This is a genomic window from Paracoccus sp. TRP, from assembly GCF_000185925.1.
Classification (GTDB): domain Bacteria; phylum Pseudomonadota; class Alphaproteobacteria; order Rhodobacterales; family Rhodobacteraceae; genus Paracoccus; species Paracoccus kondratievae.
On the sequence record NZ_AEPN01000001.1, the window covers coordinates 18,838 to 43,391 of the forward strand.

The 24,554-nt window shown below is 64.2% G+C and carries 18 protein-coding genes; 8 read left to right on the top strand and 10 right to left on the bottom strand.

Going from position 1 to position 24,554, the window contains the following annotated elements; all coding sequences use genetic code 11:
• The first annotated feature begins 31 nt into the window (after positions 1-31).
• Complete coding sequence (locus PARACOCCUSGL_RS0100090) at positions 32-610, top strand: lytic transglycosylase (RefSeq protein ID WP_010391807.1); 579 nt, start codon at positions 32-34, stop codon at positions 608-610.
• A gap of 17 nt (positions 611-627) precedes the next feature.
• On the opposite strand, the gene PARACOCCUSGL_RS0100095 is transcribed toward PARACOCCUSGL_RS0100090, so the two are convergent.
• Entirely contained in the window at positions 628-1,224 is a 597-nt protein-coding gene (locus PARACOCCUSGL_RS0100095; protein ID WP_010391809.1) for an outer membrane lipoprotein carrier protein LolA, read from the bottom strand.
• Between the two features lie 89 nt (positions 1,225-1,313).
• The gene (locus PARACOCCUSGL_RS0100100; protein ID WP_029371191.1) at positions 1,314-2,537 is read right to left on the bottom strand and encodes a UbiH/UbiF/VisC/COQ6 family ubiquinone biosynthesis hydroxylase; all 1,224 of its coding nucleotides are present in this window, start codon (positions 2,535-2,537) and stop codon (positions 1,314-1,316) included.
• 129 nt (positions 2,538-2,666) lie between these two features.
• Between PARACOCCUSGL_RS0100100 and PARACOCCUSGL_RS0100105 the strand changes: the two genes are divergently transcribed.
• The 3 genes from PARACOCCUSGL_RS0100105 (at position 2,667) to PARACOCCUSGL_RS0100115 (ending at position 7,975) form a co-directional block, all read left to right on the top strand.
• Positions 2,667-3,992: an amidase gene (locus PARACOCCUSGL_RS0100105; RefSeq protein ID WP_010391813.1), complete on the top strand. Its 1,326-nt coding sequence runs from the start codon at positions 2,667-2,669 to the stop codon at positions 3,990-3,992.
• Between the two features lie 128 nt (positions 3,993-4,120).
• A complete protein-coding gene (locus tag PARACOCCUSGL_RS0100110; RefSeq protein WP_010391815.1) occupies positions 4,121-5,314 on the top strand; it encodes an aminotransferase class I/II-fold pyridoxal phosphate-dependent enzyme in 1,194 nt (397 codons plus the stop codon).
• A 3-nt stretch (positions 5,315-5,317) separates the two neighbouring features.
• Positions 5,318-7,975 carry a DNA translocase FtsK gene (locus tag PARACOCCUSGL_RS0100115; RefSeq protein ID WP_010391817.1) on the top strand — a complete coding sequence of 886 codons (2,658 nt, stop codon included), beginning with the start codon at positions 5,318-5,320 and terminating at the stop codon, positions 7,973-7,975.
• Positions 7,976-8,026: 51 nt separating this feature from the next.
• Here PARACOCCUSGL_RS0100115 and PARACOCCUSGL_RS0100120 read toward each other — a convergent pair whose 3' ends face one another.
• From PARACOCCUSGL_RS0100120 to PARACOCCUSGL_RS0100150, 7 genes are all read right to left on the bottom strand, one after another.
• A complete protein-coding gene (locus PARACOCCUSGL_RS0100120; RefSeq protein WP_010391819.1) occupies positions 8,027-8,929 on the bottom strand; it encodes an alpha/beta hydrolase in 903 nt (300 codons plus the stop codon).
• 90 nt (positions 8,930-9,019) lie between these two features.
• The gene (locus PARACOCCUSGL_RS0100125) at positions 9,020-10,108 is read right to left on the bottom strand and encodes an HlyD family secretion protein (protein WP_010391822.1); all 1,089 of its coding nucleotides are present in this window, start codon (positions 10,106-10,108) and stop codon (positions 9,020-9,022) included.
• Positions 10,105-11,778 carry an MFS transporter gene (locus PARACOCCUSGL_RS0100130; RefSeq protein ID WP_010391824.1) on the bottom strand — a complete coding sequence of 558 codons (1,674 nt, stop codon included), beginning with the start codon at positions 11,776-11,778 and terminating at the stop codon, positions 10,105-10,107. Before PARACOCCUSGL_RS0100130 ends, PARACOCCUSGL_RS0100125 begins: the two co-directional genes overlap by 4 nt.
• Complete coding sequence (locus tag PARACOCCUSGL_RS0100135) at positions 11,775-12,206, bottom strand: MarR family winged helix-turn-helix transcriptional regulator (RefSeq protein ID WP_010391826.1); 432 nt, start codon at positions 12,204-12,206, stop codon at positions 11,775-11,777. Before PARACOCCUSGL_RS0100135 ends, PARACOCCUSGL_RS0100130 begins: the two co-directional genes overlap by 4 nt.
• Positions 12,207-12,303: 97 nt before the next feature.
• Positions 12,304-16,809: a translocation/assembly module TamB domain-containing protein gene (locus tag PARACOCCUSGL_RS0100140; protein ID WP_010391827.1), complete on the bottom strand. Its 4,506-nt coding sequence runs from the start codon at positions 16,807-16,809 to the stop codon at positions 12,304-12,306.
• On the bottom strand, positions 16,809-18,689 hold the full coding sequence (locus PARACOCCUSGL_RS0100145; protein WP_010391830.1) for an autotransporter assembly complex family protein: 1,881 nt from the start codon (positions 18,687-18,689) through the stop codon (positions 16,809-16,811). Before PARACOCCUSGL_RS0100145 ends, PARACOCCUSGL_RS0100140 begins: the two co-directional genes overlap by 1 nt.
• Positions 18,690-18,778: 89 nt before the next feature.
• Complete coding sequence (locus tag PARACOCCUSGL_RS0100150) at positions 18,779-19,702, bottom strand: glucokinase (RefSeq protein ID WP_040601608.1); 924 nt, start codon at positions 19,700-19,702, stop codon at positions 18,779-18,781.
• 178 nt (positions 19,703-19,880) lie between these two features.
• Here PARACOCCUSGL_RS0100150 and ahcY point away from each other — a divergent pair, with 178 nt between their 5' ends.
• The 3 genes from ahcY to PARACOCCUSGL_RS0100165 all read left to right on the top strand — a co-directional run bounded on the left by ahcY (position 19,881) and on the right by PARACOCCUSGL_RS0100165 (position 22,206).
• Complete coding sequence (gene ahcY / locus PARACOCCUSGL_RS0100155; RefSeq protein WP_010391833.1) at positions 19,881-21,272, top strand: adenosylhomocysteinase; 1,392 nt, start codon at positions 19,881-19,883, stop codon at positions 21,270-21,272.
• Positions 21,273-21,342: 70 nt separating this feature from the next.
• The gene (locus tag PARACOCCUSGL_RS0100160) at positions 21,343-21,777 is read left to right on the top strand and encodes an HIT family protein (protein ID WP_010391835.1); all 435 of its coding nucleotides are present in this window, start codon (positions 21,343-21,345) and stop codon (positions 21,775-21,777) included.
• Positions 21,778-21,864: 87 nt separating this feature from the next.
• The gene (locus PARACOCCUSGL_RS0100165; protein ID WP_010391836.1) at positions 21,865-22,206 is read left to right on the top strand and encodes a DUF2853 family protein; all 342 of its coding nucleotides are present in this window, start codon (positions 21,865-21,867) and stop codon (positions 22,204-22,206) included.
• Positions 22,207-22,290: 84 nt separating this feature from the next.
• Here PARACOCCUSGL_RS0100165 and PARACOCCUSGL_RS0100170 read toward each other — a convergent pair whose 3' ends face one another.
• Entirely contained in the window at positions 22,291-22,911 is a 621-nt protein-coding gene (locus tag PARACOCCUSGL_RS0100170; protein WP_010391839.1) for an enoyl-CoA hydratase/isomerase family protein, read from the bottom strand.
• 82 nt (positions 22,912-22,993) lie between these two features.
• Between PARACOCCUSGL_RS0100170 and PARACOCCUSGL_RS0100175 the strand changes: the two genes are divergently transcribed.
• Positions 22,994-24,532, top strand: coding sequence for a DUF2125 domain-containing protein (locus PARACOCCUSGL_RS0100175; RefSeq protein ID WP_010391842.1), 1,539 nt, complete (start codon positions 22,994-22,996; stop codon positions 24,530-24,532).
• Positions 24,533-24,554: the final 22 nt, after the last annotated feature.

The window sequence follows — 24,554 nt, forward strand, 5'->3', positions numbered from 1 at the left end:
TTCTGCCCCGCAAAAAAGACATGAGGGCAGTATGAACAGGTTTCTCAAGCTCGCCATTGTCGGGCTGGTGGCCTCTTGCGGGGGCGGCGGAAACTATAAGGCGCCGCGCAGTCTGGACAACGCCTGCGCCCTTGCAGCGGAAAGGCCCGCCTATATGCGGGCGATGAAGACGACTGAACGGCGCTGGGGCATACCGGTTCATGTCCAGATGGCAACCATCCATCAGGAATCAAAGTTCATCGGCGATGCCCGCACCCCGCACCGCTATGCGCTGGGAATCATTCCCATGGGGCGCCAAAGCTCGGCCTATGGCTATAGCCAGGCTTTGGACGACACGTGGGAGGAATACCGCAAAAAGACCGGCAACCGCCGCGCGCGCCGCGACAACATCCGCGACGCCACCGACTTCATGGGCTGGTACATGAACGATTCGGCGCGGATACTTGGTATCTCGAAATGGGATGCCGGCGCGCAGTATCTTGCCTATCACGAAGGTCGCAACGGCTTTGCCCGGGGTTCGCACAATTCCAAGCCGTGGCTGCTTAATGTGGCGGGCAGGGTTCAGCAGCGGTCCGAGCTTTACCGGGCACAGCTCGCCTCGTGCCGCTAAGGGGCCGGTTCGCCCGCCTATTTGCGGCGGGCGATCTCGTTTTCGATGGTAAAGGTCGAGGGCGGAAAGCTAAGCCCGGTCCGCATTTCACCCAGAATCACCGTCGTGCGCTTGCCGGTGTCATCAGTCACCACCCATTGGCGCAACTGCGTCGGGTTGGCGCTGAAAACCATCTGGATATTGCCGTATTCGGGGTGCTGGGGGTCCTGAGCCGTGACCACCGTGGTATTCTTTTTCTCGGCATAGCCAGTGACCATGCGCGCCTGCCCAAGGTTGATATTGGGCGCAAGGATCAGCGACAGCGGGGTCTTTGACAGCGGATATTGCTGCGGAGTGCCGCGCGTCTTGCCATCAAAGACCGCGACCTGTCCTGCCGAGGCCAGAACCAGCGTCCGGTCACCCTTGTATTCAAACCGGACCCGGTTCGGACGGTGGATATAGACCACTCCGGTCGAGATCGAGCCATCGGCGTTCACCTGGGTGAAATCCGCCCTGGCGGTCTTGAGGCCGTTGAGATAGCGCGAGATCTCATTCAGCGGGATCTTTTCTGCCAAGGCGGGAAAAGCCATGGCAAGGCAAAGGACGGGCGCAAGGGCGAGCGTTTTCAGTTTCATGAGCGGAATGATACCGGACCTCCAAAGACTTGCACATCACGTTCACTGGATGCGCGCGTGCTTAACGCTGACAGGGCCGTGAGCGTTCCTTACAGCCGGCGCCCGGTCAACAGGCGCGGCATGGGGTCAAGGCTAAGGCCCGCCGCCTGCCGCATGAACCCGCGCCGCAGGGGTGGGATGGCATCAACCAGCCCCATGCCGATTTCCCGCGCCGCACGCAACAAAGGGTTTTTGTTGGAAAACAGCGTATTGACCCCGTCCATACCCATGGCCAGTGCCGTGGCATCCGGGCGGCGCCAGCCCTGATAGCGCGCCAGCACCAGATCGGCGCCGATATCTTCGCCGCGACGGCGGGCCGCAACGATCACCTCTGCCAAAGCCGCCACGTCGCGCAGGCCAAGGTTCAGCCCCTGCCCGGCGACGGGATGCACGCCATGGGCGGCGTCCCCGACCAGGGCCACGCGGGGGGCAACGTAACGCTCGGCCAGCGTGAGATTCAGCGGGTATGAGAATCGCGGCCCGGTCAGGCTGATCCCACCCAGAAAATCGCCAAAGCGGGGGCGCAACACCGCCAGAAAGTCAGCGTCCGGCAGGGCCATGATGGCGCGGGCCTCGGCCTCGGCCTCGGACCAGACGATCGAGCTGCGATTACCCGGCAGCGGCAGGATCGCCAGCGGCCCGGTCGGCATGAAATACTGATGCGCCGTGCCGTTATGCGGCAATTCGTGATCGACCGCCGCGACCAGCGCGATCTGGCCATAATCGTGACCGACGCGCCGGATCCCCGCCCGCGACGCCACGCCCGATTGCCGCCCGTCCGCACCGATCAGCAGACTGGCGCTGAAACTGCACCCGTCCGACAGGGTGACGCGGATGGCAGGGCCCTCAAGCTCTTGCCCGATGACTGAAAGGCCCGGCAGATGCGTGACCCGCCCCCCCATCGCGGCCAGCAGCGCACGATAAAGGAACCTGTCCTCAAGCATATAGCCCAGACGGCCCTCTTCCAGCTCGGCACCGTCGAAATGCAGGCCAAAGGGACCCGCGCCCTCGCCCGGCAGGCCCTGCGTCGCCTCGACCTTGCGGATCTCTTGCGCATGTGGGGCCAGCTCGGCCCATAGCCCAAGTGCTGCAAGCAGCCGTTGCGAGGCCAGCGCCAGCGCATAGGCACGGCCGTCAAAGACGTCAGAGGCGCGGGCATCGGCCGGGCGGGTATCCACCACGGCCACCGACAGGCCCGCGTCAGCCAGCGCCAAAGCCAGCGCCGGACCATTCAGCCCACCGCCCGCGATCAGGATGTCGAAATCGGTCCTCATGCGGCGCACTATGACTTTCAGCGGCGAAATGTCCATGTGTCATGGTTGCCACCGTGCTCATTGCAGGGCTTCCCGCGCCGGGATAGCCTGCGCATCATCACCATAAAGATATTGGCTCGGGGGAAGCGCATGGATTGGCTCAAGGCATCAGCGGCGGAACAGGGACGTGCCATTCTGGCAGGGTTGATCAGCCCGCTTGAACAGGCCGAGGCCTATCTGGATGCCGCCACGCGCCATCCCTATGGCGAGCGGATCTATGCCCGCCTGACCCCTTCGCGCGCACGGGCCGAGGCCGTCGCCGCCCATGACCGTGCGCGGGCCGGGCTGCGGCGCGGCTTGCTTGACGGGGTAGCGATCAGTTGGAAAGACAATATCGACACCGCCGCCATCCCGACCGAGGCCGGATCGCGCCTGCTGCAAGGCCGCACCCCGCAAAGCGACGCGCCGATCCTGAGCGCGGCGGTGCTGCACGGGCTCGTCTGCCTTGGCAAGACCCATATGACCGAACTGGCCTTTTCCGGCCTTGGCGTAAACCCGATGACGGCCACGCCCCCGAACAGCATTGATCAGGACCTCGCACCTGGCGGGTCCAGTTCGGGCGCGGCGGTTTCGGTCGCCACGGGACTGGCCGCGGCAGCCATCGGCACGGACACCGGCGGTTCGCTGCGGGTGCCTGCGGCCTGGAACGGGGTCGTGGGCTTCAAGCCGACGACCGGCGCGATCAATGGCAAAGGCGTCGTGCCGCTGTGCCCCCGCTTTGACGTCGCCGGCCCCATCGCCCGTACCGTCGAGGACTGCGCCGAACTTTTCGCCGTTCTGCGCAGCGAACCTGCTGCCGATCTGGCGGGAATGGATACGCGCGGATTGCGGCTGATGGTGCTGGACGGCGTGCCCTTTGACGAGGCGCGCGCCGAACCGGTCGCCGCTTTCGAAGATGCGGTCAGCCGCCTTGCCCGCGCCGGCGCCCGCATCACCCATGCCGCACCGCCCTGCGTGGCCGAGGCGATGGCGCTTGCCGGATTGCTGTTCTCGCCCGAGGCCTATGGCATCTGGCGCGCGCAGATCGAGGCCGCGCCCGAGCTGATGCACCCCCCGATCCTTGAACGGTTCCGCGGCGGCCAGAATGTGCTCGCCGCTGATTACGTCGCCGCCTGGACCGAGCTTGACCGCCTGCGCGAGATCTGGCGCGAGCTTGTCGCGGGCTTTGACGCGGTGATCCTGCCCACAGTGCCGATCATGCCGCCCCCGGTAGAGCGGCTTTTGAATGACGAGGCATTCTTTACCCGCGAAAACCTGCTGACGCTGCGTAATACCCGTATCGCAAACCTTCTTGGTCTGCCCGCAATCAGCCTGCCAACCGGCCATCCGGCCTGCGGTATCATGCTGATGGGGCGGGCAGGCGACGACCGCGCCCTGCTTACCGCCGCCGCCGCGGCCGAGGCTGCCCTGCGTTGAACCAGTCATTTTCAGGGAAAAACGCGGCCCAAGGGGCGCAAACAGCCCGTGAAACTCTGGACGCATGGGGGGATTGCCGGTAATCTTGCGACAAAACGGGGCGCAACGACCCCGACTGAGAGGCAGTCATGGCAATTCCCGAGCGGTTCTCGAACCTGCCGGATTACGCATTCCCGCGCCTGCGGAACCTGCTCGCGGGGATCGAGCCCGGGGGCGATCCGCTGATCCTGACCATTGGCGAACCGCGCCACGCGCTGCCGGATTTCGTCGGTCCGGTCATGGCCGAAAGCATCGCGGAATTTGGCAAGTACCCCTCGAACGAAGGGACGGCCGAGCTTTTGGCGGCGATTTCGGACTGGCTTGAACGCCGCCACGGGCTGCAGATCGGCCCCGAGCGGATCATGGCCCTGAACGGCACGCGTGAGGGGCTGTTCAACGCCGCCCTCGCGCTCGCACCCGAGCAAAAGAACGGCCAGAAACCGGCGATCCTTGTGCCGAACCCGTTCTATCAGGTCTATGCCGTGGCAGCTTCGGCCATAGGTGCCGAGGCGGTCTTCGTCCCGGCCACCGTTGAAACGGGTCACCTGCCCCGCTTTGCCGATCTGCCCGCCGATGTGCTGGACCGCACTACCGTGGCCTATCTTTGCTCACCCGCAAACCCGCAGGGCAGCATCGCATCCGAGGATTATCTGGAAGAGCTGATCGCGCTGGCCGACCGGCATGATTTCCTGGTCTTTTCCGACGAATGCTATTCCGAAATCTGGCGCGATGCGCCCCCGCCCGGCGCGCTGGCCGTGGCGACGCGCATGGGGCTGGCCGACCGGGTGGTGATGTTCAATTCACTGTCGAAACGCTCGAACCTGCCGGGCCTGCGCTCGGGCTTTGCAGCGGGTGGCGCGGCACAGATCGCCCAGATGCGGCGGTTGCGCAGCTATGCAGGCGCGCCTTTGCCGCTGCCGGTTCAGCGTATCAGCGCCCGCGCCTGGGCGGACGAGGCCCATGTCGACACCAGCCGCGCGCTTTACCAGCAGAAATATGCGATCGCAGACCGGGTGCTTGGCAATGTGCCGGGCTATCAACCCGTGCAGGGTGGCTTTTTCCTGTGGCTGCCGGTCCCCGAAAGCGTCGGGGACGGCGAGGCCGCGGCAAAGAAACTATGGGCCGAGGCCGGCATTCAGGTGCTGCCCGGCGCCTATCTGGCGCGCGACACCGCCGCCGGAAATCCGGGGCGGAATTTCATCCGCGTTGCGCTGGTCGCACCGGCTGACCAGACCGAGGCGGCGCTGAACCGCCTGAAAAACTGTTTGTATCAAGGGGGTTGACGCATGGCGAGTTGGCAGGCGAAACACCGCGATCCGCTGTTTGACCAAAGCACGCAGGCTGCGCTGGAACGGCGCGGCAAAGAGCTGCTGGGTGCAGGCCTGGTCATCCTGGGCGTACTGATCGCGATGATGCTGGTCAGCTATTCGCCCGATGACCCCAGTTTCCTTTCCGCAACCGACCAGCCGGCGCAGAACTATCTGGGCCGCTTTGGTGCCTATGTCGCCTCGGCGCTGTTCATGATTACCGGCTTTGGCACCTGGGTTCTGGTGGTCGGCGCCGTCGTCTGGGGCCTGCGGCTGATGCTGCACCGGGGCGAAGAACGCATCATGCGCGGCATCTTTCTGCCGCTCGCCATGGTGCTGGTGTCGGTCTATGCCACCTCGCTTGCCCCGCCCGCTGACTGGACGCAAAGCTTTGGTCTTGGCGGGCATCTGGGCGATATGCTGATGGGGGGCATGCTGTCGGCGATGCCTCTGCGGGCCTCGGTCGCGATCAAGATCCTTGCGCTGCTGACCGCCATCGGCGCCGTTGCGCTGCTGGCATTCGTGCTGGGCTTTGACCGCAAGGAACTGACGGCTATCACCCGCTTTCTGCGCGAGGGGCTGGCAACCGCCCGGCTGCTGGCGTTGCGCGGCGTGGATCGTGGTGCACGCCTGTCCTCGGGCATGGCACAGCGCATAAAAAACCGGGGCGAGACCCGGCGCGAACGTGGAGAGGGCCAGACCACGCAAGCGCGTCGCAGTGCCCTGCCCGGCCTGCGCCCTGCCCCCGCGCCTTTGGCCGAGGATCGCGATTTCGCGCCCGAGCCTGAGCTTGTCGATCCCGAAACGCATTACGCCGAGGATGATGAGCCGCCATCGGATGCCGCAATCAGCGCCCGGATCACCGATGCGATCCGCACCCGCTCGGAAGGCAAAGGGCTTTTGTCGGCGGTGACCGCACGCCTGACCGGAGCCCGTTCGGCCCCGGCACGCAATGAGCCTCCGCTGCGGGCCGGGGACGACGACGAGGATCACTTTCCCGAACCCGTCACCGCCGCACCCTTTGGTGCCGAAACCCCGCGCGTGGTGGTGCCGCCGAAAAAGCCCGCCCCCTCACGCCAGGCGCAATCCGAGGCCCAGCCCGCGCTGCGCTTTGACGATGCGGCAAACAATTACGAACGGCCTCCGCTGTCGCTTCTGTCTGCCCCCTCGACCGTCGAGCGCCATCAGCTGTCGCAAGAGGCGCTGATGGAAAACGCCCGCATGCTTGAGGCGGTGCTGGACGATTACGGCGTCAAAGGCCAGATCACCGAGGTCCGCCCCGGTCCGGTGGTCACGCTTTACGAGCTTGAACCGGCCCCGGGCCTTAAGGCCAGCCGGGTGATCGGGCTTGCCGATGATATCGCACGCAGCATGTCGGCGCTGTCGGCGCGGGTGTCGACCGTGCCCGGCCGCACGGTCATCGGGATCGAGCTGCCGAATGCCCGGCGCGAAAAGGTGGTGCTGCGCGAAATCCTGGCCTCCAAGGCCTATGGCGACGGCTCCCAGCCCCTGCCCCTTGCCCTGGGCAAGGACATCGGCGGCGGGCCGGTGGTGGCAAACCTTGCCAAGATGCCCCACCTGCTGATCGCCGGGACCACCGGCTCGGGCAAGTCGGTGGCGATCAACACCATGATCCTGTCGCTGCTCTACAAGCTGACGCCCGAAGAATGCCGGTTGATCATGATCGACCCCAAGATGCTGGAACTGTCGGTCTATGACGGCATTCCGCATCTGCTTTCGCCCGTGGTGACCGATCCCAAGAAAGCCGTCGTCGCCCTGAAATGGGTCGTGGGCGAGATGGAAGAGCGCTATCGCAAGATGTCCAAGATGGGCGTGCGCAATATCGAGGGCTATAACGGCCGCGTGCGCGAAGCTCTGGACAAGGGCGAGATGTTCAAGCGCACCGTGCAGACCGGCTTTGACGAGGACACCGGCGAACCGGTCTTTGAGACCGAAGAGTTCCAGCCCGAGACCTTTCCCTATATCGTCGTCATCGTCGACGAAATGGCCGACCTGATGATGGTCGCCGGCAAAGAGATCGAGGCCTGTATCCAGCGTCTGGCGCAGATGGCGCGTGCCTCGGGCATCCACCTGATCATGGCGACCCAGCGCCCCTCGGTCGACGTCATCACCGGCACGATCAAGGCAAACTTCCCGACGCGGATCAGCTTCCAGGTGACCTCCAAGATCGACAGCCGCACTATCCTTGGTGAACAGGGGGCCGAACAGCTGCTGGGTCAGGGCGATATGCTTTATATGGCCGGTGGCTCGCGCATCACCCGCGTCCATGGCCCCTTTGTGTCCGACGAAGAGGTCGAAGAGGTCGTGAACCATCTGAAATCCTTTGGCCCGCCCTCATATATGGCTGGCGTCGTCGAGGGTCCGGACGAAGAGCGTGCCGAGTCGATAGATCAGGTGCTTGGCCTGTCCTCGGGCGAGGGGGGCGATGCCGAGCTTTACGACCTGGCCGTTGCCATCGTCGCCAAGGACCGCAAGTGCTCGACCTCTTACATCCAGCGCAAACTGGCGATCGGATATAACAAGGCGGCGCGACTGGTCGAACAGATGGAAGAGCAGGGCATCGTCAGCCCCGCCAACCACGTCGGCAAGCGCGAAGTTCTGGTGCCAGAGGTCTGAAAACCGCACGCATATGCCACTTGGGCCGGGCCGCTTAGCCCGGCCTTTTCTTTATTCGCCCTGCTCCTGAGGCCGACCCAGATGTAAAAGCAGCGCGTCGCGCGCGGCGGGGCGGATCAGCGACCCATGGCTTTCATCAGGATAAGGCCGGTGAATCAGGTTCAGCCCGGGAATACCGGACAACGCAGCAAGGATCGCGGGCGGCTGCGAAGGTGTTTCGGGCTGTCTGCCGGAATTGGCGATCAGAACCGGGGCCGGCGGATCCAGACGCCCGCCCGCCGCCAATATGCCGCCGCGAAACGCCCGCGCCTCACGCAGGGGCTCGCCCGCGTTCCACCAGGTCGAAGGATCAGCGGCGACATGCCGGGCGAAAAGGCGCGGCCGGGTAAAAAGCGCATGTAACACGAAAAGCCCGCCCAGCGAGTGGCCGAACAGCGTCAGATCCTGCGGATTGATCAGTTCGCGCAGGGCCAGTTCGGGCAACAGCGTGGTTTCGATCATGTCGAGAAAGGCGTCCTGCCCTCCGGTCGGGCGTTCGCCCGGACCGCGCAGGTCAGGCTGTGGCGGAACCGGCTTTTTGCCGGGCGAGGTCAGATCGTACCAGCGCCGCAGCGGATCAAAACGGGTCTTCACCGGGTAACCGATACCGACCACCGCCACCGGCGCGTTGGGCGCAATCTCTTCGCGCAGATGCCACAGGATCGGAAAGGTCGCGTTGCCGTCCAGCGCGACAATGGCCGAATAACCCTGCGCGGGGGGCGGCGCAGCGGGCAGGCCCATAAAGATGCGCCAGGGTTTCTGTGCCGGACCAATGTCGAAATAGCTGGCGCGGGGATCGTCGATACGCTCAGCCGGCTCCATGCCGCGCGGCCTGCGCTCTTGCGCGTGGGCCGATGCAGCCATGGCGATCAGCGAAGCCGCCAGAAGGTTACGTCGGGAAATGGGGGTCTTCATCCGCACCTCGGTCTGCCTGCGGGCCGGTGGTGAACGGGCTTGCCCTTGCAGGCGATGGGTTAGCCGGCACCGGTCATCCGCGCAAGCGGCTTAACCCTCATGCCCCATGACCAGCGGCGCGAGGCTGGCCGAGCGATCACGCTGCCCCGAGCCTTCGTCCACCGTCACGACCACCGACAGGCCCGGCTCAAGGTATTCCGCCATCTCTTGCCCCGGATCGATGGCGATGCGTACCGGCAGGCGCTGAGCGACCTTGGTAAAGTTCCCGGTGGCATTCGACGAGGACAGCAGGCTGAACTCGGACGCCGTAGCGGGCGAAAAGGCTTCGATCCGGCCAGTAAAGGCGCGGTGTCGCATGGCATCGACGGTAAAGCTGGCACGGTCGCCAAGGCGCATCCCGTGCAGTTCGGTCTCTTTGAAGTTGGCGATGACCCAGACATCGGGACCGACATGGCTGACAAGCACCGTCCCCGCGGTCACATATTGGCCCACGCGCACGCCTACCTGTCCCAGCCGCCCGTCTGCGGGTGCGCGGATCACCGTATTATCCAGGTCGATCCGCGCCAACTCGACCTCGGCCCTGGCCGAGGCGATACCGGCGCGTTTCGAGGCCAACCCGACCTCGGCCCCGGCAACGTTTTCACGCGCAACCGCGATGGCGCTTTCGGCCTGGGTCACGGCAGCTTCGGCCTGACGCAGCGCAAGCTCACTTTGATCGGCCGAGCTTTGCGCCGTCACGCCGCGCGATTGCAGCGCCTGCGCACGATCCCAGTTCGATTTCGCCGTATCCCTTGCCGCCTCGGCCGAACGCAAAGCCGCCTCGGCCGATTGCAGGCTGGCGCGGGCCGAGTGAACGCTTTGGCGCTGAATCTCAAGCGCGGCCTGCGCCCCCTGCAAGGCGGCCTGAGCCTGCGCAAGCTTCTGGCGATATTGGCGGTCGTCGATCCGGGCTATGACCTGTCCCTCTCTGACGGCCTGAAAATCCTGCACCTCGACCGTGGCGACATAGCCCGACAGCTGCGGAGAGATCGAGGTGAGCTGGCCCCGGATATAGGCGTTCTCGGTCTGCGGATGGGCCGGACGAAACGGCGGCAGATGCCAAGCGTACAGCACGATCAGCAGGCCGGCGATACCGGCAATCAAGGCGATCAGGGTCGGGATAAGATGGTTCTTGGTCATATATCGGACTCGGGATGGGGTCGGGCGGCAGCGAAAAGGGGCTTCATCCGTTCTGCCAGCCAGTCGCGGAACAGATGCAGCAGCAGCGCGGCCAGTGCTGCCACCGCCACCAGAAAGGTAAGAAAGTAAGCGTCGTTATAGGCCATGACATAGGCCTGGGCGCTGGCGTCCTGTGCGATCTGCGCCACCGCCTGCGCACGCCGCAGCGCCGCATCGGCGATCTGCGGGGCAAGGGCGGCGCTGCGCTGCGCGATCTCGGCCGTGGTCAGCGGGTCGGCGGCGGTCAGCTCTTCGCGCAGGACTTGCAGATGCAGGGCCTGACGGTGGTTGATAAGCGTCGAGAACAGGCCCGAGCCCATCGCCCCGCCCAGCGACTGCGTGGACAGAAACACGATGACAAAGGACAGGATGTAATTCGGTCCCCGCGCCAGCGCCGCAAGCAGCCCCCGCATCATTGCCGGCGCGAGAAAGAACGCCCCGGCAAAGGCGATCATCGCCTGACTAAGCATCATCTGCGCCGGACGGGTGTCCTGCGTGGCATGGCTGTCCATAAAGGCCCCGGCGGCGATCAGCACCAGTGCGATGATGTGAAACAGCGGCACGCGCTCAGCCTTCATGAAGGGAACAAGCGCAAGCCCCCCCAGGATCGAAGCAACCGAGATCACCCCGAACAGTCCCACCAGTTGGTCCTGCGTGATCCCCAGCACCTGAAACATGCGCGGCGCGCCCGAGCTTTGTTCGGACAGCACCAGCCGAAAGATCAACAGCGTCACGGTCAGGTGCAGCATCGCCGGACTGGCAAGCCAGCGGATATCAAGCAGCGGCGCCTTGCGATGCAGCTCGATCACCACGGCAACGGTCAGCGCCACGATCGACAGCGCCAGCGTCCAGCCCAGCCATTCGGTGTCGGTCCACCAATGGATCGACCCCATGACAAAGCTGACCGTCAGCCCGCCAAAACCGATAGCGATCAGCAACCAGCTAAGCAGATCAGCAGCAGCAAGCACCTTGACGCGCGGCTGCGAGGTCAGCGGCAGCGCATAGACCAGCGCCAGTGACACTGCTGCCATCCCCAGCGCCATGTAATGCAGCCCGTCCCAGCCGTTATCACCCATCAGCGCAGGCGAGATCACCCGCGCCAGCATCGGCCCGGTCGCGACCACGGCCAGCACCATGGGCAGGCCGAAGCGCATCTTCCACTGGGGCGGCAAAGGCTCGAGCATATACATGAAGGCCAGCGTCGAAAGCGGGGCCGAGGCCATCCCGGCGCAGAACTGCACCAGTACCGCCGAACGCAGGTCCGAAATGGCAAAGGCCGCCAGCGAAACGGCCAGATAGACAAAGATTGCGACCTCGGCAAAGCGGCGCAGACCGAATTGGGTGCGGATCTTGATCAGCAACAGCGGCATCGAGGCGCGCGGGATCATAAAGGCCGCCATCAGCCATGTCGCCTGCGTGGTGGTGATGCCCAGATCACCAGCAACCTGCGGGATGTTGGTACTGACAAAGCCCTGCGCCAGCCCCTGCGTCAGGCCGATGATGATCGAGGCACCAATATAACCCAAGGCCACCGGCCAGGGTTTTGTAACAAATGACGCCGCCGCCGGGGTGGCAGGTGGGGGCGTGGGCGTCGGTGCGGCCCCTTCTGATGTGGCCGCAGTGGCAGTCATGCTTTCCTCAGCTTCTCGGCATTTTTGGCCATCTGCTTCAGAGTACGGCGCGTCACCTCCAGATCCTCGGGCGGGATATCCTCGGCCAGCTTGGCGTCTGCCTCGGCGCGAAAGCCCAGCAGAGGCTCAATCCGGGCGGTGTCGGTCAGATAAACAGCATGTTTGCGTGCGTCCCCGAAAGTCGGGCGGCGCACGGCCAGACCCAGCGACTCCAGCGCATCCAAAAGGCGCTTCAGCGTTGGGGTCTCAATCCCCATTTCCTCGGCCAGTTCCGCCTGGCTTGCGCCTTCGTTGCGGCCGATGATGATCAGCAGCCGGGCGCGGGCAAAAGTCAGCCCGTAATGTTCAACGCGGTGCTCAAAGGCCGAACGAATCGTTCTGGTCAGTCCGATCAGCGTCTCAAACAAGGTCGAGGATTGGTCTTTCATGGCGTCATAGGGCTGGCTGAAACAATTTCATTAGCCAGCTAATTAAATAGATCGCGAGTTTCAAGTCCCCCTCGCCACAATGACGAAAGGGATGGGATCAGTAGTCGCGTTCGTAGAACAGGCCGATGGCGCTATCGCCCTCGCTATCCACCGAACCACGCGCGGTCAGCGTCTTGGAGACATCAAGATTCAGGTTCAGCTTGGTCTTGCCGTCACCGTCGACCTGCACATCGGTATAAAGGTTCTCGGACAGGTATTTGCCCGCCCTGACCGAGACCTTGCCCTGATCATCCGTCGTCAGGTCCAGATCGTCGAGACCGGTCGAGGCGCGCAGCCGCCCGACGATCCCTTCACCGCCACGCCCGGCCAGCGTTGCCACGGCACTTGCCAGTTGCGCGGCTTGCAAGGCGCTTATGTTGTCGAGGCCACGGCCGAACAAAAGCTGCGACAGCACCTCTTCCTGCGGCATCTCGGGCGAGGATTCAAAGGTGATCTCGGGGTCCTGCGCCTCACCATCTATGATGATGCGGGTGGTGATATCGTCTTGCTGTGTCTGGGCAACCAGCCGGATGACCGGGATCAGGCTGCCCTGCAGTTCGATCAGACCCTCGGTCATGTCAAAACGCTTACCCAGCAGGTCGACGCGGCCACGGATCAGCTCCAGTTCGCCGATGGGGATGGGCTGGCGGGCGTTGCCGGTCAGGCGGATCTCGCCCCCCAGCTCTGCATCGACGCCGCGACCGCGGACAAACACCTCATCAGGAGCCGAGATCAGCAGATCGAACTGTGCCGGATGCGCCGGGGGCGTTGCCGGAGGCGCGGCCATCCCCGCCTCGCGCGAGGCTTCGCTGGGGAATTCAAGCAGCCCGGCCTTGGCGCGGGTCTGACGTTGCGGCGGGCGTTCCGAACGGTGGATGATATCCGGGATAGCCTTGGCCCCACCAAGCCCGGTCGAGGGGATGCGCAGCTCGGTCGTGCCGACGTCGATCCGGCCCGAAACCATCGGCCCCTGTCCCAGCATGCCCGCGACGTTGATCGTGCCATTCACCCGTGTCTCGTAAAGGTTCGGGTCGCGCAACACGACATTCGCCAGCCGTACATCCAGATTCATCTGGCGATTGCCAGTCAGATTGACTGGGCCGGTCACGGTGATCGTCCCGCCCGCCTCGACCGCGCCCTGCACATTCACGTCGATCCGGCCGCCGTTGAAATCAGCATTCGCATTCAGGCCAGCCACCGCCAGCCCAAAGCGCGGCTCGGCCAGTCGGCCATTGGTCAGCGCCACCCGGCCCGACAGGGACTCAAGTCCCGGCCGCCCGTTCAGGCGGAGGTCGAAATTCAACGGCCCCTCGACCGAGCGGGTACGCAGGAAGGGGTTCGCAGCAGCAGCATTGGTATTGCCATTGACTGTAATATCGGCAGTGGACAGGTCCGTCGCCGCCGAACCGGTTATCCGCGCCTGCGTATTGCCCGGTCCCGTCGCCGTCAGGTTCACATCATAGGCGCGACCGGTGTTCTGGATACGCCCGGCCACAGTCAGCGGGCCGGGGAACCCGGGCACCAGCAGCGCAAGATTGTTCAGCCTGGCATCCAGATTAAGCCCCGCGGTCGGGTTGCCGTCACCGGTGACGCTGAACTGGCCGTTGCCAGCGCGCAGCCGGCTGACAGTCAGGCTGCCATCCGGGCGTTGTGCGGCGGCCAGATCAAAGCGGGTCTCGCCGGCAAGGACGGCATCGGCCTGCGGATTACCAACGCCCAGCCCCCGGGCCGAACCATTCGCGGTGATCTGCCGCCCGCCGCCCTGCTTGTCCACAACATGGCTTGTGGCATTCACCGCACCACGGAAACCGCGGCCCAGGAACCGCAGGTCATCGGCGCGCAGGGTCGCAGTCAGATCGGTCGCGCCCTTGCCCAGCTGGCCTTCGGCGCCGACATGCAGGCGCGGGTTCTCGACCGTCGCCGTCTCGATCGCCAGAACGCCGCCGCGCTCGACACCACGCAGAACCAGCCTTGTCTCGCCCGCCAGCGCGCCATCGACCTGCGTCTGACCAAAGGACAGGTTGGTTCCGGTGCCCGTCACGTCCAGCAACCGCGCGCCGGTCCCGTCATCCTTAAAGCTGCCCTGCGCGGTCAGCGCACCACGCCAGCCCCGGCCAAGACTTGCCAGGGATTTCACATCGACCTGCCCGGTCATGTCAGTGCCGCTGGGCGCAATGCGCCCGCGCGCCGAAGCAAGCATCTGTTCATTCGTCAGGTTGAAATCGTGGACAGTAATCTCATCCCCGCGCTGCTCAGCCGAGAGGCGCAGATCGGTCACGCCGGTCAGCGCACCTTCGACATCCTTCTGGCCAAGACGCAGGTCGGTACCGCGCCCGGTCAGCTCGATCCGGCGGGCGCCGTCCTGTTCGACCGCCGTGGCCTCGGCCGTCAGCCCACCAGACAGGCCGTTGCCCAGCACCGCAAGATCAGGAACCGAGAAGTTCAGCGTCGCATCCATCGTCCCCGGCGCGAAATTGCCGCGCCCCTGCGCGTCAAGCTGGGGGTTGCTCAGCCGCAGGGTCTGAACCTCAAAATTCCCGCCCTTTTCAACCGCCTCGACCAGAAGGTCGGTTTCACCCTTCAGGGCGCCGTCAAGCTCGGCCATGCCGGTGACCAGATCCTGCCCCTTGCCGGTCAGGGTAATCTTGCGTGCACCCGATGCTCCGGTCACACGAGCCTCGGTCCTGACGCTGCCGGCAAAGTTCGGATCGGCAACCGACAGATCCGGCATGTCGATGGTCGCGGTCAGCGTGCTTGAATAGCTGTCCAGCCGCCCTTGCGCCTCGGCCGTCAGGTTCTGTGCGTTCACCGTCAGCTTGCGCAGGTTGATGCCCGAAGTGTCACGCCGCGCGCTAAGCCCGATCCGCGACTGACCTGAAAGCATCCGGTCGGCATGTTCCTGTCCAACGCTGATATTGTTGCCCAGGACCTGCGCCTCGACATCAAAACCTTTGCCAAGCAGGGCATAGCTTCCCTTGATATGTGCGTCAGCCGTGCCGCCAACCTCGCGCCCGGCCAGGGTCGAAAAGCGCCCGATATTGCGGTGCTGTGCGGTAATGTCGCCCGACAAGGTAATGCCGGTGCGCAGACCCGAAACCGTCGCCTCGCCCTTGAAGCCGAAATCCGCGCCGTTGATGTTCATGCCCCAGAGCCGCAGCGCATTGCCGGGGGTAAAGGCAAAGTTCAGACCGCCGTTCAGCGTATCACCCATCGCCTGCGCCAGACCGGGGTCGGAATGGGTCAGGTCGTCCATGCCAAAGGCGACCCAGCCCCGCACCTCTTCAAGCGCCTGCTCGGCCGTCAGGGTGACGCGGCCACGACCGTCCACGCGCAGTTCGGACAGCGAGACATCGTCACGGGCGATATCGCCCACCACGCCCTTAAGCACCCAGCCCGAGCCCTGCGTTGCGTCGTAATCCAGCCGCAGGTTGCCCGAACGCACCGTTGTCGGCTTGTCGGCCCAGGGCAACAGCACCGGCAACTTGGCCGCACCTGCGTCCTGTCCTAAAAGCAGTGTCAGATGCGCGCTTTCAGGTGCACCCCGGCTGGTGGTGGCGAGGTTTCCGTCCACGCGCAAAGCATCGGTCGCCACTTGCAGCGAAGGAATGACCAGCCGGCCATCCTGACCAAGCCAGCCCTCGGCCAACAGTTTGGACTGGCTGCCGAAAAAGGCGCGGTGCTGGGGCGGAACCAGCGCAGCGACATCGCCGCCAAGCTCGGCCCGGAAGGCGGTGCCGGGCGCACCGCTCTGCTCGACCGAATCGACCGAGACAGTGCCGGTCACACGCGGCTGGCCGTCAGTTGCCAGCTTGATGCTGGCGTTGAAATCCGCCAACGGCCCTTCGCCCGCGATCTCGGCAGCGACAGCAGGACGATCGTGCAGCTGAACCGCGTTGACGAACAGACCGTCGCGGTCCTCGTCCAGTTTCAGGTCAAGGCGCAGAACCCGGGTTTCGTTGGAAAAGGCTGCATCCAACGCGAATTCGCCGCGCGGCCCGTCCACGCGATTGATGGTTAGTTTCGTCTCACCCTCGCCGCCCGACAGGTTCATCGAACCGTCTATGGCGATCACCGCCTCTTGCCCGATCACCGGCTGACCAAGCTCGACCCGGCTGATGGCGATGCGGTCGATATTCACGCCCACCGGCAGCTGGGGCAAAGAGAATTCGCGCGCCTCTGCCCGGGGCGCGCTTTCGCCGCCGCCGGGCAGGCGCGGCAGGATCACCCGCTCGGCCGAAAGCTCGTCGATCTCGACCCGGCCAGCCAGCAGCGCCGAGCGGGTCCATTGCATCGCGCCGTTTTCCAGCGTGATCCACGCGCCGTCGTCATCGGTAATGGTCATGCGGTCAAAGGTCGCGCGCGAGGACAGGGCACCCCGGAAACCGTCTATCACCACCTGCCGCCCGGCACCGGACAGTTTCTCCTCAAGAAACCGGGTGATAAAGCCCTTGTCGTCCTCGACCTGCTGCGAGATCTCGGCGGCGCTGTCCTGCGCCAAGGCAGCCAGCGGGGCGGTCAGCGCCAGACAAAGCGCGAACGCAAGACGATAAACCAGATCACGCATCAGAACGCCTGCCCCAGACCGATATAAACCTGCACCCCGCCGTCATCGCCATCGCCGCCGCCGACGGGTGTAGCGATGTCAAAGCGCAGCGGCCCGACCGGAGTGCGATAGCGAATGCCCGCGCCCGCGCCCGCCTGCCAGCCGCTGGCACCGGACCAGGCGCTGTCCTCCCACACCCGGCCAGCGTCGGCAAAGACGGCAAGACCGATGCGTTCGCGGATCTGGATACGCGTCTCGGCGGTCAGGGTGACGATGGACATGCCTCCGGTCTTGACGGTGCCCTCGGGCCCCTCGATCACCTCGACGCCAAGCGATTCATAGGAATGGCCGCGTACCGTGCCGCCGCCGCCAGACCAGAACAGATAGTCGCGCGGTGTCTCTTCGATCTCGGGGCCGACGACGGTGCCAAGCCGCACGCGCCCTGCCAGCGTAAAGCGGTCATCGGTGCCAAAGCTGTAATAGGTGCGGCCTTCGGCAACGACCTGCGCGCCCGAGCCGGTCCCATCCCGCAGACCGACAAAGGGGGTGATCCCGCCCGACAGCCAGTAGCCGCGCTTGGCATCGGTTGTATCGTCCCGCTTGTCCCAGGTGACCGAGGCGGGCAGCGCAAGCAGCCGGAAATTCGTGCGCCCACTGTCGTCATCGACCTTAAGGGCGCGGTATTGCAGGGCGATATCGGCTGTCAGCTCATCGCTGGGAATCCAGGTGAAGCCCAGACCGAAGGTGCCGGATTCAAGATCGTAATCCTCTTCCTCAAGGCTATCGACCTTGGCAATCAGATAGCCGGTCGTATCGGCGGTGATGGTCGCGGGCCGGTCAATGCGCAGCCCAAGGCTGTAATCCCGCCCGGTATCCCCCCCGATATCCGATATGCTGGCATCGACGCGCAGCCGCTCGCCGCCGCGGAAAAGGTTGCGGTTGATCCAGTAGCCAGTCAGCGACAGGCCGTCGGTGTTGGAATATTCGAAACCCGCGCCCAGACGGCGCAGTTTTTGCTCGGTCACCAGCAGGTCGACATCCAGCGTATTTCCGGGACCGATGTAATCCGATTCGGTCAGGGTGATGGCCGAGAATACGCCCGAGCGACGCAGGCGCTTGCGCACATCCTCCAGCTTTTCGGGGTCGAAACGCTCACCTTCGGGAAAGCCTGCGATCTTGCGCAGACGGCGGGGGTCCATACGTTTCTCGCCCCGGATCGTCAGCTTGCCAAAGCGCAGTTGCGGGCCGGGCGCCAGATGGATGCGGCTGTCCACCTGATTGGCGACGTGATCGGCGATGATCTCGGTCTCGGCGACGGCCGCCTTGGCGTGGCCGACATTGCGCCAGCCCTCGACCCCGGCCAGCGCGGCATTCTTCATATCGCCGGTGCGGGCGATCTCACCCCGGCGATAGTCGCGTGGCAGATCCGTCCCGGGTGCTACCGGCGCAATCTCGGCCCGGCTATAGCGGAAACGCGGCCCCGGCTGGACCGAGACAACCACCTGCCGCACCGCCTTGGGCGCATCGAGCGGTGCAATACTTGCCGCCTCTACCCCGTCCAGCCTGATGTCGATGACGCCCGAGTAATAGCCCTGATCGTAAAGCACCCCCAGGATGCGGGCATAATCCCCCCGCGCCGCCGCCAGCATATCCTGTCCGGCCACCCGGCCTTCGTCCTGGGCGCTGACCAGCAATGAGGTCTGCCTGATCGCCGCAAGCAGATCGTCGTCGCCGCCACTAACCTTGATATCCAGCTGAACCGGAGAGGAAGCGTTCCTGTCGCCGCGCCCGAACCAGCCCGAAAACGGCGAGGATGAGGCCGAGGACTGCGCCCAGACCACCCCCGCGCCGGCGCTCAATGCGACCGCGGCAACTGCACCTGCCCTGATCCAGCTTTTCATTGCCTGACTGCCCTGTTTCTGGCGTTTTGCCAGAGCATCGCAGGGAGTGGAGGCAAAATCCAGCGCAGCAGCCCCGTTCAGGGTAAATTTCAGCGGATTGCGGCCAGACAGCCATGCAATGCGGCCATGTCGTCACGTATTACCCCGACGGGCACGGCCTGCGGAATGCGCGCCATCAGCGGATCGGACAGGAAAGCACACTCGAATATCCCGAACCTGTCTGTGCAGGAACGCGCCACGCTGCCAGCCAGAAACAGCCCGTCCATCGGCATGAACCGCAAGGCAAGTTCGCGGCAGAACAGGCCAAACAGCCGCGCATAAAGGGCAAGCGTCGCCTCGGCCATGTCATCGCCCCGGGCGGCGGCCTCAACCACCGCCTCGGCCCGGCCCTGAGGCTGGCCCACGCGCATACTGTGCAGCCGGGCAAGACCGCGGCCCGCGAACAGCTCCTCGACCGAATCAATGGCGCGGCCCGCCTCGCCCAAGGCGGCGATCAGCGGCTCAGCCACCGATTGCGGCAGTCGGGTGTGGCCCTCTTCGGATTCAAGGCAGGCGATGCCGCCTTCGGGCAGTACCTTGACCGCGCAGACATTGAACCCGGTGCCCGCGTTCACCACCAGCCGCTGACCGTTCGACAGTGCACCCTTTGGCGCGGCGCGCAGAAAGCCCGCCGCCTCGCCATCCAGTGCCGGAGTGGCATAGCCCAGCGCGATCAGGTCGTTGATCAGCCGGGCACGCGGTGCGCCCGACAAAGCCCGCAGCCGCGCCTCGGAAAAGGTCCAGTCGCGGTTGGTCAGCCGCGCCTCATCGCCCCAGACCGGCCCGGCGACGGCAACGCAGACTGCCTCGATCCGGGGACTGCCCTGCTGGGCAAGATATTTCACAACTACGTCGTCAAAGGTCGCATGGTCATCGCCGCGAAACCGCGTGATCGCGCCCGTATCCAGCGCCCCATCCCGCGCCAGCGCCATACGCGCATTGGTGCCACCCACATCCGCCAACAGGATCGCCATGCCTGCCCCCATACATTAGCCGCAGTCTGCTGCGGGCCTTCTAGGCTATTCCGCGCCAGGCTGCTAGCGCTCACACCTCTATCGGGCGACCTGCTTTCATCCCCTGCCGCGCGGCTTCGGTTTGCAGGCAAAGCCCGGGAATGTTATGGCGCGCCAACAGCAGATGCGCGAGGCCACCATGACCGATTACATCATCCGAGACATCGCCCTGGCCGATTTCGGTCGCAAAGAGTTGGATATCGCAGAAACCGAGATGCCGGGCCTGATGGCCCTGCGCGCCGAATACGGCGAAGCAAAGCCGCTGAAAGGCGCCCGGATCGCGGGCAGCCTGCATATGACCATACAAACCGCCGTGCTGATCGAAACGCTGGTGGCGCTGGGTGCCGAGGTGCGTTGGGCGTCGTGCAACATCTTTTCGACCCAGGACCACGCTGCAGCGGCAATCGCCAAGGCTGGCGTCCCGGTCTTTGCCGTCAAGGGCGAGACGCTGCCGGAATACTGGTCCTATACCGACCAGATCTTTCAGTTCGCCGAAGGCACCGCCAACATGATCCTCGACGATGGCGGCGATGCGACCATGTATGTGCTGCTGGGCGCACGGGTCGAGGCGGGCGAGACTGACCTGATCGCCACGCCGACCAGCGAAGAAGAAGAGGCGCTTTTTGCCCAGATCCGCAAGCGGCTGGCCGCCTCTCCCGGCTGGTTTACCAGCCAGCGCGAGGCCATTCGCGGCGTCAGCGAAGAAACCACGACCGGCGTGCATCGTCTTTATGACCTGCACAAGAAAGGACTGCTGCCCTTCCCTGCCATCAATGTGAACGACAGCGTCACCAAGTCGAAATTCGACAATAAATACGGCTGCAAAGAAAGCCTTGTCGACGGCATCCGCCGCGCCACCGATGTGATGATGGCGGGCAAGGTCGCGGTGGTCTGCGGCTATGGCGACGTGGGCAAAGGCTCGGCCGCCTCGCTGCGTGGCGCAGGCGCACGGGTGAAGGTGACCGAGGTCGATCCGATCTGCGCCCTGCAGGCCGCGATGGACGGGTTCGAGGTGGTGTTGCTTGAGGATGTCGTCTCGACCGCTGATATCTTCATTACCACGACCGGCAACCGCGACGTCATCCGCATCGAGCACATGCGCGGGATGAAGGATATGGCCATCGTCGGCAACATCGGCCATTTCGACAATGAGATTCAGGTCGCGGCACTGCGCAACCACAAATGGACCAACATCAAGGATCAGGTGGACATGATCGAGATGCCCTCGGGCAATCGCATCATCCTGCTGTCCGAGGGGCGGCTGCTCAACCTCGGCAATGCCACCGGCCACCCCAGCTTTGTGATGTCGGCCAGCTTTACCAATCAGGTACTGGCACAGATCGAACTGTGGACCAAGCACGGCGAATATGCTCCGGGCGTCTATATCCTGCCCAAGGCGCTGGACGAAAAGGTTGCCCGCCTGCATCTGGACAAGATCGGCGTCAAGCTGACCAAGCTTAGCAAGGAACAGGCCGATTACATCGGCGTGACGCCCGAAGGTCCGTTCAAATCGGATCACTACCGCTACTGATACTGCCGGCACGGCCCTGAAAGGGGCCGTGCCCCGCAAATGCCGGGGAGGATGAGGAGGGGCCGCCCGCATGTCCGACGCTTGCCTGTTCTGCCGCATCGCACGCGGCGATCTGCCCGCCCATCGCGTGTATGAGGACGACCAGATCCTTGCCTTTCTGGACCTGCACCCGATCCGCCCCGGCCATTGCCTGATCATCCCGAAAGAGCATCACCCCTTCTTCGAGGATCTGCCCGAGGCGCTTGCCACCCGCATCACCACCTGCGCGCAACGCCTTGCCAGGCATATGAAGGTGCTTTACCCGGTCAGGCGCGTGGCGCTGTTCTATACCGGCATCCATGTCGCCCATGCACATGCCCATGTCGTGCCGATGCACCACGAACACGACGTCTCATCACAGGCCTATCTGCGCGACGGAGTGCTGGATTTTGCGATCGTTCCGCAGCTTGCCGCCGATGAGGGCGCGGCAATTTCGGATGCGCTGGCGGCAGCCTTTGGCGGCTAATCGCCGCGAACGCGCGGTTTCTGTTGATATTCGTCGGACCGGCGCTAGGCTTTCTCTTGGGACGGACCAAACCCCAGGGGGACAATCATGAGCAAGCGCGACGATCTGATCGCCAAATATGCCGCCGATCTCAAGGACAAGCTGGGCATTACGCCCGACATGGATCTGTTGACCAAGGTGGTCATCGGCTGCGGGCCGTCGATCTATAACGCGGATGCGGAAACCGTGGCTGCTTCGGACAAGACCGAGCTTGAGCGGATCAGGAACAACTACCTGATCAACAAGCTGGGCTTGCCCGATGGCCCCGAGCTTTCCTCAGCCATCGACGAGGTCATCGCGAAATACGGCAGCTCGAACCGCAACAAATATCGTGCGGTCGTCTATTACATGCTCTGCACGCATTTCGGCAAACAGTCGGTCTATGCCTGAACCCGCCTGACGGGTCAGAAGCCGGCAACCGCAAGGGCAGGGCCGCCCGCCCTTGCGCGACCCAAAGGGCGCCGACCTGGCACCTTAATCAAGCATACGCTTGATCGCGACCACCTGCTCGGCACTGGCGGCGCGAACATCGGCTGCAAGCGCCGCGGCCTCGTCCAGCAAAGACTCGGGCGGGACCAGCCGATCCACCAGCCCCCAGGCCAGGGCCTCCGGGGCGGGGATCTTTTGCCCGGCCATCAGGATCATCCTGGCCCGGGACGGCCCGACCAGCGCCCGCAACCGCTGCGGATCGCTTGGCTGCGGCAAAAAGCCCAGACGCATCACGGGGTAAAAGAACTTTGCCTCAGGCACCGCCAGCCGCAGATCGCAGGCCAGCACCATGCCCAGCGAACCGCCCGCCGCCGTTCCATTCAGCGCCGCGATGGTCAGACATGGCATCGAGGCGACACGGGACGACAGGCGCTCCCACTCGGGGGAAAGGGCAAGGCCTGTGCGCGCCTCATCCAGATCGGCACCGGCGGAAAAGACCTTGCCTTCGCCGGTCAGGATCACCGCGCGCAGGTCGGGCCGGGCAGCAAGCGCATCGAATGAAGCCGTCAGCTCGGCCAGCATCGTGCCGGTCAAAGAGTTGGCTTTAGCTGGGCGCGAAATGATGATGCGACCAATTCCGTCAATGAATTCACTGATAACCATCATTCCCTCCTTGGCCCCGGGCGCTGGTTGTGGCAGAAGCCGGGTGGCGTTATTTATCTGTTCTCGCCCTGAAAGGTGTTAAGAAATGAACCTGCGACTGACAAGCTCCGCCCTGGCACTGGCCGCCATGACTGCTCCGGCTTTTGCTGATGTAACCCCGGAACAGGTCTGGCAGTCTTGGGTCGAGTATTATCAGTCGGTTGGCTATAGCGTGTCCGAAGGCAAGCGCGAGGCGGCTGGCGATACGCTGACCGTATCCGAAATCACCGTCAAAGGTGGCACTCCGGAAGGACGGGTTGACCTCACCATTCCCCAGATCGTGCTGAGCGATATCGGCGATGGCAAGGTCCGCACCGTCTATGCCGATCAGATGACCGGCCAGGTGCATGGCGTTAACCCCGAGGGCACGGAATACGCTCTGCCCTTTACCATCGACCTGCCCGGCAACACCGCCGTTACCTCGGGTGCGATCGAGGATATGACGCATGAGCTCAACTATCCGACCATCGATATCACCCTGAGCTCGATCACGACGGAAGATAAAGAAACCAAACTGCCCGTTAAGATCGGCCTGGCGGATTCGGTCGGCACCATGCACTTTGTCGCAGGTACCCCCGCAAAGTATGACTATGACGTCAAGACCGGCAAGGTCACCTTTACGGGCGACATCACGTCCGAAGATGACGTGAATGTCAAATTCGACGGCAGCATCGAAGGCGTCGCAACCTCGGGCGACATGGTCGTCCCCGCCGACGGCATCGCCGACATCAGCAAAGACATGAATGCCGCGCTGAAAGCCGGTCTTGCCATGAACGGTCTGGCCAAAGCCGGTGCGCTGGCGGTCAGCTTTGAATTCTCGGGCACCGATGAATACGACCAGCCCACCAGCGGTTCGGGCAAATACGACGGCAAGGGCCTTGATTTCAGCTTTTCGCTGTCCTCGGAAGGCGTCAGCTATCAGGCCGGCACCGATGCGAACACCTTCGAGCTGGCCAGCAGCAACCTGCCCTTCCCGATCAACTACGCCATTGAAAGCAGCAGTTTCGACGTTCAGCTGCCCGCAATGAAGTCGGACGAGGCGCAGCCCTTCAAGTTCACCTATTCGCTGACCGGGCTGACGCTTGGCGATGCGATCTGGAACCTGTTCGACGCCCAGGGTCAACTGCCGCGCGATCCGGCCACGCTGGATATCGACGTGACCGGCACGATGAAGGTCATCAAGGATCTGTTCGATCCGGCCACGATGGCTGACGCAGACACCTCTTCCGACGAGGGTGCCGGCGATATGGCCTCGGACGAGCCGCCCTTCGAACCGATCGACCTGACCATCAACCAGGTCGCGCTGAACGCGCTTGGCGCCAAGATCCACGCCGAAGGTGCGCTGAAAGCCCCCGAAAGCGGCGACATGACCACCCCGGTGGGTGAACTGAACGCCAGCTACGAAGGCGTCAACGGCCTGATCGACAAGCTGAGCACCATCGGGCTGATCCCCGAAGATCAGGCCATGAGCGTGCGGATGATGATGGCCATGTTTGCCAAGCCGGTCGGCGACGACAAGCTGGAAACCAAGCTTGAGTTCAAGGAAGACGGCTCGATCTTTGCCAACGGCCAACAAATCAAGTAATCCCGCGCGGCGCGGCACCGAC

Coding starts and splice junctions, on each gene's coding strand:
- PARACOCCUSGL_RS0100140 (WP_010391827.1), bottom strand. CDS start 16,809: ATGCGTGATCTGGTTTATCGTCTTGCGTTCGCGCTTTGTCTGGCGCTG.
- PARACOCCUSGL_RS0100100 (WP_029371191.1), bottom strand. CDS start 2,537: ATGAGGACCGATTTCGACATCCTGATCGCGGGCGGTGGGCTGAATGGT.
- PARACOCCUSGL_RS0100160 (WP_010391835.1), top strand. CDS start 21,343: ATGTCCGACGCTTGCCTGTTCTGCCGCATCGCACGCGGCGATCTGCCC.
- PARACOCCUSGL_RS0100175 (WP_010391842.1), top strand. CDS start 22,994: ATGAACCTGCGACTGACAAGCTCCGCCCTGGCACTGGCCGCCATGACT.
- PARACOCCUSGL_RS0100105 (WP_010391813.1), top strand. CDS start 2,667: ATGGATTGGCTCAAGGCATCAGCGGCGGAACAGGGACGTGCCATTCTG.
- PARACOCCUSGL_RS0100110 (WP_010391815.1), top strand. CDS start 4,121: ATGGCAATTCCCGAGCGGTTCTCGAACCTGCCGGATTACGCATTCCCG.
- PARACOCCUSGL_RS0100150 (WP_040601608.1), bottom strand. CDS start 19,702: ATGGCGATCCTGTTGGCGGATGTGGGTGGCACCAATGCGCGTATGGCG.
- PARACOCCUSGL_RS0100115 (WP_010391817.1), top strand. CDS start 5,318: ATGGCGAGTTGGCAGGCGAAACACCGCGATCCGCTGTTTGACCAAAGC.
- PARACOCCUSGL_RS0100130 (WP_010391824.1), bottom strand. CDS start 11,778: ATGACTGCCACTGCGGCCACATCAGAAGGGGCCGCACCGACGCCCACG.
- PARACOCCUSGL_RS0100135 (WP_010391826.1), bottom strand. CDS start 12,206: ATGAAAGACCAATCCTCGACCTTGTTTGAGACGCTGATCGGACTGACC.
- PARACOCCUSGL_RS0100095 (WP_010391809.1), bottom strand. CDS start 1,224: ATGAAACTGAAAACGCTCGCCCTTGCGCCCGTCCTTTGCCTTGCCATG.
- PARACOCCUSGL_RS0100120 (WP_010391819.1), bottom strand. CDS start 8,929: ATGAAGACCCCCATTTCCCGACGTAACCTTCTGGCGGCTTCGCTGATC.
- ahcY (WP_010391833.1), top strand. CDS start 19,881: ATGACCGATTACATCATCCGAGACATCGCCCTGGCCGATTTCGGTCGC.
- PARACOCCUSGL_RS0100125 (WP_010391822.1), bottom strand. CDS start 10,108: ATGACCAAGAACCATCTTATCCCGACCCTGATCGCCTTGATTGCCGGT.
- PARACOCCUSGL_RS0100170 (WP_010391839.1), bottom strand. CDS start 22,911: ATGATGGTTATCAGTGAATTCATTGACGGAATTGGTCGCATCATCATT.
- PARACOCCUSGL_RS0100145 (WP_010391830.1), bottom strand. CDS start 18,689: ATGAAAAGCTGGATCAGGGCAGGTGCAGTTGCCGCGGTCGCATTGAGC.
- PARACOCCUSGL_RS0100090 (WP_010391807.1), top strand. CDS start 32: ATGAACAGGTTTCTCAAGCTCGCCATTGTCGGGCTGGTGGCCTCTTGC.
- PARACOCCUSGL_RS0100165 (WP_010391836.1), top strand. CDS start 21,865: ATGAGCAAGCGCGACGATCTGATCGCCAAATATGCCGCCGATCTCAAG.